The 15,714-nt window shown below is 41.9% G+C and carries 13 protein-coding genes and 4 tRNA genes; 1 reads left to right on the forward strand and 16 read right to left on the reverse strand.

Annotated elements, in window-relative coordinates; translation table 11 throughout:
- Positions 1-66: 66 nt before the first annotated feature.
- The 15 genes from rpoB to E0F88_RS21885 all read right to left on the reverse strand — a co-directional run bounded on the left by rpoB (position 67) and on the right by E0F88_RS21885 (position 12,042).
- Positions 67-3,930 (reverse strand): DNA-directed RNA polymerase subunit beta, encoded by a 3,864-nt coding sequence (gene rpoB, locus E0F88_RS21815; RefSeq protein WP_131960409.1) that lies wholly within the window; start codon positions 3,928-3,930, stop codon positions 67-69.
- A 337-nt stretch (positions 3,931-4,267) separates the two neighbouring features.
- Positions 4,268-4,651, reverse strand: coding sequence for a 50S ribosomal protein L7/L12 (gene rplL / locus E0F88_RS21820; protein ID WP_131960410.1), 384 nt, complete (start codon positions 4,649-4,651; stop codon positions 4,268-4,270).
- Positions 4,652-4,740: 89 nt separating this feature from the next.
- Positions 4,741-5,271, reverse strand: coding sequence for a 50S ribosomal protein L10 (gene rplJ / locus E0F88_RS21825; protein ID WP_131960411.1), 531 nt, complete (start codon positions 5,269-5,271; stop codon positions 4,741-4,743).
- Position 5,272: 1 nt separating this feature from the next.
- The gene (gene rplA, locus E0F88_RS21830; RefSeq protein ID WP_131960412.1) at positions 5,273-5,971 is read right to left on the reverse strand and encodes a 50S ribosomal protein L1; all 699 of its coding nucleotides are present in this window, start codon (positions 5,969-5,971) and stop codon (positions 5,273-5,275) included.
- A 30-nt stretch (positions 5,972-6,001) separates the two neighbouring features.
- The gene (rplK, locus tag E0F88_RS21835) at positions 6,002-6,451 is read right to left on the reverse strand and encodes a 50S ribosomal protein L11 (protein WP_131960413.1); all 450 of its coding nucleotides are present in this window, start codon (positions 6,449-6,451) and stop codon (positions 6,002-6,004) included.
- A gap of 78 nt (positions 6,452-6,529) precedes the next feature.
- Complete coding sequence (nusG, locus tag E0F88_RS21840; RefSeq protein WP_131960414.1) at positions 6,530-7,084, reverse strand: transcription termination/antitermination protein NusG; 555 nt, start codon at positions 7,082-7,084, stop codon at positions 6,530-6,532.
- Between the two features lie 36 nt (positions 7,085-7,120).
- Positions 7,121-7,312, reverse strand: coding sequence for a preprotein translocase subunit SecE (gene secE, locus E0F88_RS21845; RefSeq protein WP_131960415.1), 192 nt, complete (start codon positions 7,310-7,312; stop codon positions 7,121-7,123).
- Positions 7,313-7,331: 19 nt separating this feature from the next.
- Positions 7,332-7,402: transfer RNA gene (locus E0F88_RS21850), tRNA-Trp, on the reverse strand.
- A 101-nt stretch (positions 7,403-7,503) separates the two neighbouring features.
- Complete coding sequence (gene tuf / locus E0F88_RS21855; protein WP_131960416.1) at positions 7,504-8,691, reverse strand: elongation factor Tu; 1,188 nt, start codon at positions 8,689-8,691, stop codon at positions 7,504-7,506.
- A 283-nt stretch (positions 8,692-8,974) separates the two neighbouring features.
- Positions 8,975-9,046: transfer RNA gene (locus tag E0F88_RS21860), tRNA-Thr, on the reverse strand.
- 126 nt (positions 9,047-9,172) lie between these two features.
- Positions 9,173-9,248: transfer RNA gene (locus E0F88_RS21865), tRNA-Gly, on the reverse strand.
- Between the two features lie 56 nt (positions 9,249-9,304).
- A tRNA-Tyr gene (locus E0F88_RS21870) sits at positions 9,305-9,387 on the reverse strand.
- Positions 9,388-9,549: 162 nt separating this feature from the next.
- Positions 9,550-10,656: a porin family protein gene (locus E0F88_RS21875; protein ID WP_131960417.1), complete on the reverse strand. Its 1,107-nt coding sequence runs from the start codon at positions 10,654-10,656 to the stop codon at positions 9,550-9,552.
- A gap of 11 nt (positions 10,657-10,667) precedes the next feature.
- Entirely contained in the window at positions 10,668-11,471 is an 804-nt protein-coding gene (locus tag E0F88_RS21880) for a hypothetical protein (protein ID WP_131960418.1), read from the reverse strand.
- Positions 11,452-12,042 (reverse strand): RNA polymerase sigma factor, encoded by a 591-nt coding sequence (locus E0F88_RS21885; protein WP_131960419.1) that lies wholly within the window; start codon positions 12,040-12,042, stop codon positions 11,452-11,454. Before E0F88_RS21885 ends, E0F88_RS21880 begins: the two co-directional genes overlap by 20 nt.
- Positions 12,043-12,311: 269 nt before the next feature.
- Between E0F88_RS21885 and murI the strand changes: the two genes are divergently transcribed.
- Positions 12,312-13,121 (forward strand): glutamate racemase, encoded by an 810-nt coding sequence (gene murI, locus E0F88_RS21890; RefSeq protein ID WP_131960420.1) that lies wholly within the window; start codon positions 12,312-12,314, stop codon positions 13,119-13,121.
- A gap of 2 nt (positions 13,122-13,123) precedes the next feature.
- Here the strand turns inward: murI and E0F88_RS21895 are convergent, their stop codons facing one another.
- The gene (locus E0F88_RS21895) at positions 13,124-15,646 is read right to left on the reverse strand and encodes a glycosyl hydrolase (protein WP_131960421.1); all 2,523 of its coding nucleotides are present in this window, start codon (positions 15,644-15,646) and stop codon (positions 13,124-13,126) included.
- Between the last annotated feature and the right edge of the window lie 68 nt (positions 15,647-15,714).

Below are 15,714 nucleotides of genomic sequence, written 5' to 3' on the forward strand. Positions count from 1 at the left end.
TTGTCTGTTAGTCGAAACTCAAAAAAAGATTTCATTTCTGGCGCCTTTCGGCGCCACGACTAAAAATTAGTCCAGCGTAATCTCCAATGCTAATCCACGAAGTTCGTGAACAAGTACGTTGAATGACTCCGGAATATTTGGTTTCGGAAGGTTTTCACCTTTCACGATTGCTTCGTATGCTTTGGCACGTCCAACAACATCATCCGATTTCACGGTAAGGATTTCCTGAAGAATGTGAGATGCACCAAATGCTTCAAGAGCCCACACTTCCATTTCTCCAAAACGCTGACCACCGAACTGTGCTTTACCACCAAGCGGTTGCTGTGTAATAAGTGAGTATGGCCCGATAGAACGCGCGTGCATTTTGTCGTCAACCAAGTGACCCAGTTTCATCATGTACATCAAACCAACTGTAATTGGCTGATCAAAACGCTCTCCGCTCAAACCATTGTACAGATAAGTACGTCCCCAATCCGGCAAACCGGCTTCTTTCAATTCAGCTGCAACTTCTGCCTCCGTAGCTCCATCGAAAATCGGTGTAGCATAACGGCGACCCAGTTTCTGACCAGCCCATGCAAGAATGGTTTCATAGATCTGTCCGATGTTCATACGTGAAGGTACCCCAAGCGGGTTCAACACGATGTTCATTGGTGTTCCGTCCTCAAGGAATGGCATGTCTTCATCACGAACAATACGGGCAACAACCCCTTTGTTACCGTGACGACCCGCCATTTTATCCCCAACTTTCAGTTTACGTTTCTTAGCGATATATACTTTCGCAAGTTTAACGATACCTGCAGGAAGTTCATCTCCAACTTCAAGCGCGAAACGATCGCGTTTGAAACGGCCCATCAATTCACTGCGGGAGTTCAGGAAGTTTTTCAAAACTAATGAAACCTGGCTGTTGGTAACTGCATCCTCCGTCCATGAATCAGTCAGTACATCACCGATAAGGTTTACTTCCTCAACAACGGCGTACTGGCTTTCGTCACGGTATGGGTTATTTGCAGGGAACAAGTTTTCTGAGATATTTCTCACATTAAACTTCATTCCTTTTGAGATCAACTCATCACCAAATTTATGTTTAACACCCTGAGATGTTTTACCATCTACAAGCGCTACCAGTTTTTCGATGATACGTCCGCGAAGTGCTGTCAGGTCACGGCTGTATTTTTTCATCAAAACACGTAGTTCGTCTTTGTGTTTCGCACGTTCTTCTTTTGTAGGACGGGAGAAAAGTTTAGTATCAATAACCACACCTTTCATAGATGGCGGTGCTTTTTTCGAAGCATCTTTCACATCACCTGCCTTATCTCCAAAGATTGCACGAAGAAGTTTTTCTTCAGGAGTTGGATCAGATTCTCCTTTTGGAGTGATTTTACCAATCAGAATATCACCTTCTTTTACTTCCGTTCCAACCTGAACAATACCATTTTCGTCAAGGTTCTTAACAGTTTCCTCACTTACGTTAGGAATCTCAGCAGTAAGTTCTTCTTCTCCGCGTTTTGTATCACGAACTTCCAATTCAAATTCTTCAATGTGAATAGAAGTAAAGATATCATCACGAACCACTTTTTCTGAGATTACAATCGCATCCTCAAAATTGTATCCCTGCCAAGGCATAAAAGCAACCAAAAGGTTACGACCCAATGCAAGTTCTCCACCTTCTGTACCATAACCCTGGCATAGTGCTTCTCCCTTAGAAACCTTCTGGCCTTTAAGAACCATTGGCTGCAGGTTTAAGCATGTATCCTGGTTGGTACGACGGAATTTAACAAGATCATAAGAAACGCTGTCTTCGATAAAACTAACCAGACGTTCGTCGTCCGTCCTGTCATACTTAACAACAATTTTCTTCGCATCAACGTATTCAATTGTTCCGTCACCTTCGGCAACAACCAAAGCACGTGAATCCATTGCAACACGCTTTTCAAGACCTGTTCCAACAATCGGTGCCTGCGGACGAAGCAAAGGAACACCCTGACGCTGCATGTTCGATCCCATCAGGGCCCGGTTAGCATCATCATGTTCAAGGAACGGAATCAGAGATGCCGCCACAGATACAATCTGGTTAGCAGCAACGTCCATATAAGATGCCTGAGAAGGATCCACCATCGGGAAGTCACCTTCAAAACGTGTCTTGATTTTTTCAACGGTAAAGTTTCCTTCTTTATCAACAGAAGCATTTGCCTGAGCGATATATTTGGAATCTTCTTCTTCCGCTGTCATGTAGATCAGCTCATTTGTAAGCTTACCTGAACCATCGATTACCCGATATGGAGTTTCAATGAAACCCATTCCGTTAACTTTTGCAAATACGCAAAGCGAAGAAATCAAACCAATGTTTGGTCCCTCCGGCGTTTCGATTGTGCAAAGACGACCGTAGTGCGTGTAGTGAACGTCACGAACCTCGAAACCAGCTCTTTCACGGGAAAGACCACCAGGCCCAAGCGCAGACATACGTCTTTTGTGGGTAATTTCAGCCAATGGATTCGTTTGATCCATAAACTGAGAAAGCTGGTTGGTACCGAAGAAAGAGTTGATAACAGAAGAAAGCGTACGCGCATTGATCAGATCAACAGGCTTGAAATCTTCGTTATCACGTACGTTCATACGTTCCTTGATGGTACGCGCCATACGTGCAAGACCCACACCGAACTGAGCATAAAGTTGTTCACCAACGGTACGAACACGACGGTTTGACAAGTGATCTATATCATCGACAACTGCTTTTGCATTGATCAGACCGATCAGATACTTAACGATTGAAACGATATCACCTGTTGTCAGAACACGAACGTCAAGACTTGTGTCAGAACCTAATTTTTTGTTGATCCTGTAACGGCCAACATCTCCCAGGTCATAACGTTTGTCACTGAAGAACAAGCTTTGAATAACATCCCTTGCTGTTTGTTCATCAGGTGCTTCTGCATTACGAAGCTGACGGTAAATCTGCTCAACCGCTTCTTTATCCGAGTTAGAGCTATCTTTTTGCAACGTATTATAAATGATATTATAATCCGCCACATTCATATCCTCTTTGTGCAGAATAACTGATTTCTGACCTGATTCAAGAATTACCTCAATATCTTCAGGAGAAATTGTGGAATCACGCTCAAGCAATACTTCGTTACGCTGAATAGAAACAACCTCACCGGTATCTTCATCCACGAAATCCTCAGTCCAGGTACGAAGCACCCTTGCTGCCAAACGACGTCCAACTGCCTTTTTCAGGTTAGCAGGCGTCGCTCCGATTTCCTCGGATAAACCAAAAAGGTCAAGAATATCTTTATCAGAACCAAAACCAATGGCTCTTAACAACGTTGTAACCGGGAATTTTTTCTTACGGTCGATGTATGCATACATGACATTATTCACATCCGTCGAGAATTCAATCCATGAACCCTTGAAAGGAATGATACGTGCAGAATACAATTTAGAGCCGTTTGTGTGCTTGCTCATTGAGAAGAACACACCCGGCGAGCGGTGCAGCTGAGAAACAATTACACGCTCAGCACCATTGATTACAAATGACCCACGCTCGGTCATGTATGGGATATTTCCTAAAAATACCTCTTGTTCAATGGTTTCAAATTCTTCGTGATCCGCATCATTACATATCAAACGTAATTTTGCTTTTAGCGGAACCGCATAGGTTAATCCGCGATCGATAGATTCATCAACCGAGTATTTCGGTGGTTCAAGAAGATAATCAATGAACTCAAGAACGAAATTGTCACGTGAATCTGCAATTGGAAAGTTTTCTGCGAAAACTTTGTACAATCCTTCGTCAGAACGATCTTCTACCGATGTATCAAGACTGAAGAAATCCCGGAACGACTGTACCTGAATTCCTAGCAAATCCGGATAATCGATGATCTGATTAATCCTGGAGAAATTTTTTCTGGGTGTTGCTTTAATTGTAGCCAAGGCTATGTCTGATTTGGGTTAGTAGAACGAAAAATAAAGCGACGGTGTAACTCTCTACAACACGCAATCGTACTAATTGGTTTAAAACCTTAATCGTATGCCTCGTAGAACATTAGGAAGTACCGCCCCTGTTCTTCTTTCCTACGAGTAAAGAAGTGTTTCAGGCAAGTTCTTCGGTGTGAAGAAATTAGCCAGAACGATATTGGTCCGTCCTGACGCATATAAACCTAACGATGAGAAATGCAATTTGTTTGGTTTATACACAAAATAGGAAAAGACCTGACGAATGTCAGGCCTATTTCCTTAGAATTATAGGATGTTGTTGTTGCAAAGCAAATTACTTCACTTCAACTTCAGCACCAGCTTCTTCAAGTTGTTTTTTCAAAGCTTCTGCTTCGTCCTTAGTAACACCTTCTTTAACTGGTTTTGGAGCGCCGTCAACTAGTTCTTTCGCTTCTTTCAGTCCAAGACCTGTAAGGTCTTTAACCAATTTCACAACTGCCAATTTGCTGGCACCTGCTGCTTTCAAAATTACATCAAAAGACGTTTTTTCTTCTACTGCCGGAGCGTCACCGCTTCCACCAGCCGGACCTGCAACCATTACTGCACCTGCAGCTGCTGGTTCGATACCATATTCGTCCTTAAGAATTGTAGCCAATTCGTTCACTTCTTTAACCGTAAGGTTAACAAGCTGTTCCGCGAAAGCTTTCAAATCTGCCATTTTTATTTTCGATTTTGTGATTATACAATAAGATGATTTTAAAAGCTCCATTTTTTATCAACCCGGAGAGCTCAGCCTGGCTATTTATATTAGTCTTCTTTCTCAGATAAAGTTTTGAGAATACCAGCCAATTTGTTTCCACCGCTCTGAAGGGCGCCGATAACATTTTTGGCAGGTGATTGCAACAGTCCGATGATCTCTCCAACCATTTCTTGTTTGGATTTAAGAGCGATCAGAACGTCAAGCTGGCTTTCACCAACAAAAACAGATGAATCAACAGAAGCTCCTTTGAATTTAAGCTTGTCGCTGCCTGATTTTTTCTTGAATTCTTTAATTAACTGTGCAGGAACTTTACCTGACTCCGGGTGAAACATGATACCGGAAAATCCTTTAAGAACTTCATCAAATGATGAATAATCCGTATCTAATGTTTCTAGTGCTTTCTTAATCAGGGTATTCTTAACTACACGATACTCGATACCTTTTTCGAAGCAAAGGCCTCTAAGTATGTTTACCTCTCCAACAGACATTCCGTTGGCACTGGTAATGTAAAAGTATGGCGTGTTCGAGAATTTCTGACTTAACTCGTCAATAATTACTGCTTTCTCTTCCCGTGTCATATTATAATCCTGGAATCGTGTTTTTATCTATAGTAACACCCGGGCTCATCGTACTTGACAAGTGAATGCTCTTTACATAGGTACCTTTTGCAGACGAAGGCTTAAGGCGGATCAACGTGTTGATTACCTCAACTGCGTTCTGTGCAAGCTGATCTGTTCCGAAAGAAACTTTACCTACACTGGTATGAATGATACCGGTTTTGTCAACCTTGAAATCAATTTTACCAGCTTTTACTTCTTTTACAGCTTTAGCAACATCTGGTGTCACTGTACCTGATTTAGGGTTCGGCATCAGACCACGAGGACCTAATACTTTACCTAACCTACCCACTTTCGCCATTACTGACGGCATAGTGATGATTACGTCGATGTCTGTCCAGCCTTGCTCTATCTTAGTGATATATTCGTCAAGTCCAACATAATCTGCTCCTGCTGCTTTCGCATCTGCCTCCTTATCGGGAGTACACAATACCAATACACGAACTTCTTTTCCGGTTCCGTGTGGCAATGTTACCACGCCACGTACCATTTGATCAGCTTTACGTGGATCTACGCCCAGACGGACATCGATATCCACAGAAGAATCAAATTTAGTATAGGAAATCGTTTTAAGTACATCCGCTGCCTGCTCAAGAGAGTAGACTTGGTTTGCGTCGAATTTCGAAAGAGCTTCCTTTTGCTTTTTGGTCAATTTTCCCATGTTCTTTGTTTCTTAGGCGTTTTTAAACGCTCAGTTGTTTTCTTCCCACGGGGCTTTGCCAGCTACGGTAATACCCATACTACGAGCCGTTCCCGCAATCATCTTCATGGCTGAATCAATTGTAAAGCAGTTTAGATCCGGCATTTTAGTTTCAGCGATCGTACGAACCTGATCCCATGTTACAGAACCTACTTTAAGACGGTTTGGCTGAGCCGAACCAACTTTTACTTTTGATGCTTCCAGAAGCAAAATCGCGGCCGGGGGGGTCTTAATGACGAAGTCAAAAGACTTATCCTTGTAGTAAGTAATAACTACCGGCAATACCACACCAGGTTTATCCTGGGTACGGCCATTGAATTGCTTACAAAACTCCATGATATTCAAACCCTTAGATCCTAATGCAGGACCAATCGGAGGTGAAGGATTGGCAGAGCCACCTTTTACCTGTAGTTTGACGTATCCACCTATTTCTTTTGCCATTGTTTTGGAATTTGTCGATTCATTAATTGATCTAACGGCTCACATGCAAGTGGAAGCTTACCCTGCCCGTTGTTTCGATTAACTATCTTTTTCTACTTGTGCGTAACTGAGTTCCACGGGTGTATTACGCCCGAATATTTTTACAACTACATTGAGTTTTTTCTTCTCATCAAATACCTCTTCAACAAGTCCGATAAATCCACTGAAAGGGCCATCGACCACTTTAACAGTTTCTCCTTTTATAAAGGACATGCTTGGTGCTTCTTCGTGATGTTCTGCTTCATCAACGCGTCCTAAGATTCTGTTGATTTCCGACTGACGCAAAGGAACCGGCACTTTGGAATTTCCTTCTGAATTTCCTAAAAATCCGATTACACCGGGTATGCTGGTAATAATGTGCAAAACTTCTCCTTTTGAAAGGTCTGCTGAAATGATAATGTATCCAGGGAAGAAGTTCTTTTCCCGAACTCTTTTCTTTCCATTACGCATTTCGTAAATCTTCTCCGAAGGAATCAGAATTTGCGGAACGAATTCAGTGAGTTTTTGCCGTGTTATTTCATTTTCAATGTAGGACTTGATTTTCTTCTCTTGTCCCGACACAGCTCTCAATACAAACCAATTTAGACTACTCATACCATTCTGGGGATTACCACTACAATAATAATAGCCTTAGAAAGACTGATAAAACAGCCTTAGTGCATTTTCAAAAACAAGGTCCATTATTCCTACCACAAAGGCAAAAATCAGGGATCCCACTAACACTAAAGTTGTGTTGGCCTGCAGCTCGTTAAAGGGAGGCCAGGTTACATGCTGAGTCATTTCTTCCCAGGATGCTTTCAAAAAAGAAGTAAACTTTTCCATTTTTCTTTTTTACATTATGCACGGGTGGAGAGATTCGAACTCCCATCAACGGTTTTGGAGACCGCTATTCTACCCTTGAACTACACCCGTATTTCCCGCGAACCATTCTTTCGGGCTGCAAAGATACGATTAATTTATAAAAAACAAGTGCATTCTTAAGAATGCACTTGTTTTAATATTAACTATCGTGATTAGTCGATAATTTCAGTTACCTGACCTGCACCTACGGTACGTCCACCTTCACGAATCGCGAAACGAAGACCTTTTTCCATAGCAATCTTGCTGATCAATTTCACGTCGATAGTGATGTTGTCACCTGGCATAACCATTTCAACACCAGCAGGAAGTGTAATTTCGCCAGTTACGTCCGTGGTACGGAAGTAGAACTGAGGACGGTATTTGTTAAAGAATGGAGTGTGACGTCCACCTTCTTCTTTCGAAAGTACATAAACCTCGCCTTTGAAAGTAGCGTGAGGCTTAACTGAACCTGGCTTGCAGATTACCATTCCACGACGGATATCTTCTTTGTTGATACCACGAAGCAAAAGACCTACGTTATCACCAGCTTCTCCACGGTCAAGGATTTTACGGAACATCTCAACACCAGTTACGGTTGATTTAAGACCTTCTGCACCCATACCCAAGATATCAACAGGCTCACCAGAGTTGATTACTCCACGTTCGATACGACCAGTTGCAACAGTACCGCGACCAGTGATCGAGAATACGTCTTCAACAGGCATAAGGAAAGGAAGATCAGTCATACGTGGAGGAATTGGAATGTAGCTGTCAACAGCATCCATCAATTCTTCAATAGTTTTAACCCATTTTTCTTCGCCATTCAAACCACCCAAAGCAGAGCCTTGGATTACAGGAATGTTGTCTCCATCGTAATCGTAGAAGCTCAAAAGCTCACGGATTTCCATTTCAACAAGTTCAAGAAGTTCAGGATCATCAACCATATCCACTTTGTTCATGAATACAACAAGCTGAGGAACACCAACCTGGCGTGCCAAAAGAATGTGCTCACGAGTTTGTGGCATTGGTCCATCAGTAGCAGCAACTACGATGATAGCACCGTCCATCTGGGCAGCACCAGTAACCATGTTCTTTACATAATCCGCGTGACCTGGACAGTCAACGTGAGCATAGTGACGGTTTGCTGTCGAATACTCAACGTGGGATGTATTAATTGTGATACCACGTTCTTTCTCTTCAGGAGCATTGTCGATTGATGAGAAATCGCGAAGTACTGCTAAACCCTTTTTCGCCAACACAGTTGTGATAGCTGCAGTAAGGGTAGTTTTACCGTGGTCAACGTGCCCGATAGTACCAATATTTACGTGGGGTTTCGAGCGGTCAAACGTCTCTTTTGCCATGACTTAAGTACGCTTAAAATTAAAAGTTATTACGAATTTATTAAACACTAATGATTGATCCTGTCTAGCTTACAATACCAAGCGCTTCAAAACCAATTAAACAAATACAAGGATCAAAATCTTTAAATCGTTCCCAATAAATAATTATCGATCAACAGACATCAAGATTAAAGAACATAAATATTCTTTCGAGCCATTGAAGGGATTTGAACGGCACCGGCCGCCCGGCCCTGACCTCTTCCTTACCAAGGAAGTACTCTACTCAATATTTCAAACTCTTTCGAGCCATTGAGGGGATTTGAACCCCTGACCTCTTCCTTACCAAGGAAGTGCTCTACCCCTGAGCTACAACGGCAATATTTCAAAACTTTTAGAAATGCTGCTTCAAGCATTTCCATTTTTCTTAAACAGCCAAAAAAGCGATCAGCGAAAAAGTATCTATATGAATGTTTTCGCTGATCGCTTACGGGTGTCTTAAAAATGGAGCGGAAGACGAGGTTCGAACTCGCGACCTATAGCTTGGAAGGCTATCGCTCTACCAGCTGAGCTACTTCCGCATTTTGTTTTGCCTATCCTTGAACTGGTAATTAAAGAATAAATCTGGCATCAACTGTGGGGGCGGATGGATTCGAACCACCGTAGGCGTACACCAGCAGATTTACAGTCTGCCCCATTTGGCCACTCTGGTACACCCCCTTTTCAACATTTCAATACATCCGCGAAAGCCGCTTGTTTCACTTTTGGAGCTGCAAAATTATAACCTTTTCTGATATTCTCAAATTGTTTTGAAAAAAAATTACAAAAAAATACGGGCTGAAAATGTAAAAGCCATTTCCAGCCCGTAATGGCACATTTTATTTAAAATAATCGTATTCCAAAATTGATCATTCTGACCGACGGTCCACGATTATCTTCAAAAACATTATTTAAATCGTAATTCACAAACAGATCAGGAAATTTACGGATGCCCAGTTCGAATGCCAGTCCGTAGCGCAGGTCGTTCACATAATAATTCATTCGCACATGATCTTTGTCCTTACTTCCCTCCTCTCTGGTTTTGGTGTAGCTGCCCAGCCGGTAACCGCCATAAACTCCCCCGCTGATATAAGAAATAAAAGATTTTGAAAAACTAACTGTCGGCATAAATGAAAGGTTAACATACGGAAGCACCAGTTTGGATTTACTCAGATTAATTTCCTTACCATCAGCGTTCTTAACAGGAGGAAAGTTAACTCCGTCAGCACTTTTAGTAACCGTATTATTTCCGTCAAACATCAGGTTATTCCAGGAAAAATCAACCCCGAAATCCAAGCCAAATTTTGCATTTTTCCCTCTTGCCACAGTGGCGCTCGCGATGTATCCCAGACTGATATATCGAGAGCCAAAAGGACGCAAATCATAATCCTCTTTGTTATATCCGGCAGTCGCTTCGTTGGTTCCGTAGGCATTAAGACCAACCGCTACATTGAACCCTTTACGGGGACTCGAATTGATGTTGGCACGATAAAATCTTTTCCCGGTCCTTTTATAGCTGCTTTCCGTAGAAACTGATCCGTCTTTATCATCTACTTCAACACCTTTCCCATTGATTGTAACCCGCGTGTCGCCATCTTTGATGTGTATACCACGCATTCCGATCCGTACATAGTCCTTTTCATCTTTGTCCGCCGACTTATCTTTCAGATAATCATTGCCGTTGAATTCTTCTTTCAGATAAGTTGTATCCGCATCTGAACGATCCAGGCGAACTTTCAAATCTTTTAACAATGCATTTAAATCATATTTCATGATTTTTTGAAGCTCTTCCCGGTTTTCCCCATAAATAATCAGCCTAGTTTTATCACCGAATGTCACGATAATGGAATCTTTCTCTGTTTCCTCCGTATGTTTTGCCGATTTTGCAAAAGCATTTACATTCAAAAGGCTAAGGATAAGTATAATGCCGAAATACAGTTTATTTTTCATGGCTATTTAAATTACAATTTTGTTCTTTGTTTTATGTTCTGATATTTCTCCGAAATATTTTCTTCTTTGTCGCGAATCGTTTCGTCAACTCTTGCAACAATCGTTTTGGGGTTAAATCCAACGTCCTTCCAGTCGACAGGATCTCCTGCTCTGGCATTTTTCAACTGACGGAAAACTTTTGTGAAACGGGAGGTCTTATGTTTCTCGTTATCTTCTTCCGGCACTTCAACTTTTACAACGATTGTCCGGTTTTCCTCTTTGTTTTCATTTAGCGCAACCATCGGCTGTGAAATATTTGTCTTTACGGGTTCCGGCTCTAAATCAGTTTTTATATTATTTACAGCAATTTCATTCGCAGGCATATCCACAGGCGGTACCAATTCCTGTCTTACTTCTTTCGAAGCGGGGAGTTGTGTTTTTTGAGCAATTGCAATTCTTTGAGGAAGGTCTGACCGCTCTTCAACTTTTGATGGCTTCTGAATAGACGAAATTTCTCTGCCCGAGACAGCCTGATCAACATTCAAATCACCTTCTTTTGATGAATCCGGCGAAATAACTTTGTTTGACAAACTATCGGCCTTTCCGGAAATAACTGCAATACCATCGCTACCAGACAACTGCTGTTGCTGCCATACCAGATATCCGCTCAGCAGTACAACCGCAACGCCCGCAGCTGCATACCAGATCCACCCCGCCAGGCGACGCTCAGATTTTTTCTGTTTTGCCTCAATACGTTTCCAGGCAGAGTCAGATGGCTGCCTTTCTAAATCTGCAAGCTTACCCTTAAAAAGATCATCAACAGGATGCTTTTTCATAACTTATCTTTTTTTTTAAACCGCTTTCCCAATCAGAAACCATTTTTTGCAGCATTGCTCTTGCCCGGTGCAGCTGCGATTTGGAAGTACTTTCACTGATACCAAGCATTTCAGCAATTTCACTGTGGGCATAGCCTTCAATCGCATACAGATTAAATACAGTTCGGTAACCGGCAGGCAACTCACTGATCAATGCCAACAATTCTTCTGCATTCAGATTCTGGTCGGCGTAAGCATAGTCAGGGATATTTTCTGCTTCGTCCGACAAGGTGTCTTCCAGAATTCTTTTTTGTTTTCGTAAAAATCCAAGTGCTTCATTTACCATGATGCGACGGATCCACCCTTCAAAACTACCTTCGCCGTTAAACTGATCGATTTTATTGAAAACCCGCATAAAACCCTCGACCATGATATCCTCCGCAGTCATTTCATCACCAGCATATCGAAAACACAGCCCCAGCATGCGCGGACTATATTTTTCGTACAGTTGCCGCTGCGCTTTCGGATCTTGCTTCCTGAGCGATTTGACAAGCTGTGCCTCGTGATTAAATAATGATAAAATTCGACTCATGCTAACCGGTGGTTTCGATAGCAAGATGCTGATTCCTCCCTTTGAGGTTGCATGCTACCTTTAACTTTTTTTAATTTTATTTTTTAAAACTAACTTTTTGATATTATCGACTTAGAAATTATCAATCAAAGCTCTGGTATTCAGTTTATTCATGTTAAAACATTCTTTTTTTTATCTTTTCAAAATTTGAAATAAAATATTTTCGTTTTGTGATTTAGCATTAATATCAATATTTGCAGATCTTAAAGATCAACTACAATTCGATTTACATGTTTGATTCTTCTGCCCCAATAGGAATTTTTGACAGCGGTATTGGTGGGATGACCGTAGCCAGCGCGGTTACCAGGCTTCTCCCACAGGAAAATACAATTTACTTCGGAGATACCGCGCACCTTCCTTACGGGGATAAGTCTACTGCCGCCATCCAGGCTTATGCCATCAAGATTTGCAACATGCTTTTACAGCAAAACTGTAAACTTATCCTCATCGCCTGTAATTCGGCGTCTGCTGCAGCATTCGAGCTGGTGAAGGAATATGTTGGGAGTAAAGCAAAAGTACTTAATGTGATTGATCCGGTGGTAGATTATATCAAAGAGCATTACGACGGCAAAACGATCGGGCTCATTGGCACAAAACAAACGGTACTATCCAATGTTTATAAAAAAAAGGTAGACGCGCTTGGAAAAAATATCCAGTTAAAATCACTGGCAACGCCTTTGCTGGCTCCGATGATTGAAGAAGGCTTTTTTGACAACAACATCAGTGAGAGTATTATATCCAGTTATTTGTCTGATCCGTCTCTGGCTGGGATTGAAGCGCTTATACTCGGATGCACCCATTATCCCCTGATAAAAAATCAGATTGCGAAATATTATGGTGATTCTGTCGAGATTCTGGATACCTCCGAAATTGTAGCGAATTCGTTGAGAGCACTTTTAGAACAACATTACCTGGTAAACGAAAAGGGTGAAGGCAAAAGACAATTTTATGTCTCCGACTACACCCTATCGTTCGAACAGTCAACAAATATCTTTTTTGGCAAACAAATCCAGCTGGAACATTACCCGCTTTGGGAATAATATTACTGATACACGAACTTAATCGGGCCAAGTAAACCAGAAGGCATCGGCTCCCAGGAGGAAGCATCAAACTTTTTATAAGTGATGTCAACAATATTGATATCATAAAATTTCTTCCAGTCAGGTGCCTGCCTGTCTCTTAAACGCATGTAATTGGCTGAAAGATTGGTCACTTCAATTTCAAGTAAATTATTTTTGGCTTTTAATAAACCGGAAGGTACATCCAGATTAAAAGGAATCGACCAGGCCGTACCGACGGATTTACCATTCAGTTTTACAGCTGCTACTTCACGAACGTCACCTAAATGCAATGATAAAATCTTACTTTTAACCATTTCCTCGGAAGCATTAAAGGTAAAACTGTACCTTGCCGTTCCTGAAAAATAAACCGCAGAATCCGGCAGAGTCGTCCACGATTGCAGAGTATTTATTTTGGCAGAAGCAGGAAGAGTTGGTTTTCCTTTGACAAAATCAATCTTCCAGGATCCATCAACAGGAAATTCTTTTTTAATTGAATTATTTAAAGCCAGCAGTGAATTGTCTTTTGCAATTTTCAAAAACGCGGATTCTCCTGGCATAAGTGACAAATAGATTTCTGATTTTCCATTTACATTCCTGTATGGCAGAACAGATTCACCTTTTAGCGGATCGAACTTACTGATTTTACCAGTTTGACCCAGACTAACCCATCCCTCGGTAAATTGACTACTAACATTGGCGACGAAATAAAACACTTTACCGTCTTTTGATTTTTTACGAATAAAGGTCAATCCCTTTTTTGCCAGCTCTTCATTGACCACTCCATTTTTTAAAAGCATTTTATCCAAATCGTTACCAACCTGCACAGAAGGCAATTTCCGAACCTCAGATATATGGTTATTGAAAACCTTTTGTCTTTCTCCATGATTTGCATAACCTGTAACCGAATCCGGTGTTTTCCCTTCAAAAACAATTTTTGCTCCTGCTTTGGCAAGTTTTGTCAATTGTAAAAGGGTTTCCTCCGGCATAAAAGTTTCCGAAGGAATCAGGATGGTTTTGTACGAAGTTGAATCCGAAGACACATTTCCGTTTTTGCTTACATGAAGTCTATTTAACTGACTATCCGATACAAAATCAAAAGCATATCCTTCCTTCCATAATTTCTGACTCAGTTTCCCAAATGGCAGGTCCAGCAGCCAGCGATCGACGTGATGCACTTCAAGCAAATGAACACCTCCACCCGACTTGCCAGGCGTAGACCAGAGATCATGAATCGGGAAATACACCAAAACATCGTTATCCGGCTTGCTGTTTTGCAATAAATTCTGACAGTTTTCCACATACTTGTTCAGCAGCGCGAAATGTTCTGCAAAATGAGAGTTCGGGCCAAAATTGGTAGACGCATAAAACAACCAGCCCGGATAGACTTCATTAATTGGCGAATAAGTTGTCCCGTGGTAAAATATGTGATTAATCCCGGCCGTAAAAAGCTCATCCAGCTGTGGTTTTATCTGGGATAATGAAACCTTAAAATGATTCGCGAGCCAGGTTCCTGTTTCGGAGCTAACCAGTTTCTTACCTGAAAAGTGTGCAGCAGAAGAAGCAAACTTCATTGCAAGCGGATTTGGTGTGCCAAATTGTTTGATCGAATAATCAGGATCAATTCTTAAACCCGGAATATCAAAACGGCTTGTACCAAAAGATTCCGTTTCGGGGATATCAGCTTCCTCGTAAAGATCCAGCAGATTACCGGGAGAGCCATGCGCCTGATAGCGGGTCAGGAATTTATGTTTCGTACTCCAATCCGTCCACGGATGTGCGTAACGCTCACGCAGTAATTCCGCAAGTGTTTGATGATAATCCATTTTCACCAGCTTTGAATCTTCACTGCCGGTCGAATCTTTTAGAAGTGCGAGCTTGGATTCAATGTTATATGCCCGGCGTTTTTGAAATTCCTGTGGAAAATCATCCGTCCAGTTTGCCCCGTACGCTTCGTATGAATCCATGTACATAGACCTGGGCAGGTCTTTCACAGTGGCAAACGCCGAATCAAAGCGAGTTAAATATTGCGACATTGCGTTTTTATGAAACGGATCAAAAACCAAACCTTCGCCGCCCGGCGCCGCGCGTTTCACCGCCTGCTTTGTATTTTTAACACTTGGTTTACCACCTTTCACGTCCATTTGTTTTGCACCCAGGGACACCGGAACATTGGGCCCTCCGAACGGCCAGCCCGTGCCCGTAGACAAATCCACGCCGAGTCCAAGCCGTTTCCCTTCACGAACCGTATGGCCCATCATATCCAGCCAATTCGGTCCCAGGAATGGGATGAAACCGGCCTCGGCACCTTTTACTCCGTAAATCGGTATGATATGAACTCCACCTAAACCTGACTTTTGAAAAATTTCGAGCTGTTTGGTTATATCCTGCTTTGTTACGGCGCTACCCATCCACCACCAAAAAGTCCATGGTTTAGCAGTTGAAATTTCCTGTGCGTTTACTGAGAAATTCAGCAGGATAAGTATTGTCAGAAGTATGGATCGCATAAAAAAACGTTTGGTAGTAAAGGCGTCAGGATAAATTATTACCCTTCAATTTGGATTTTTTTCTTAAA

Origin of the sequence: Dyadobacter psychrotolerans, assembly GCF_004349265.1 — a bacterium.
Classification (GTDB): domain Bacteria; phylum Bacteroidota; class Bacteroidia; order Cytophagales; family Spirosomataceae; genus Dyadobacter; species Dyadobacter psychrotolerans.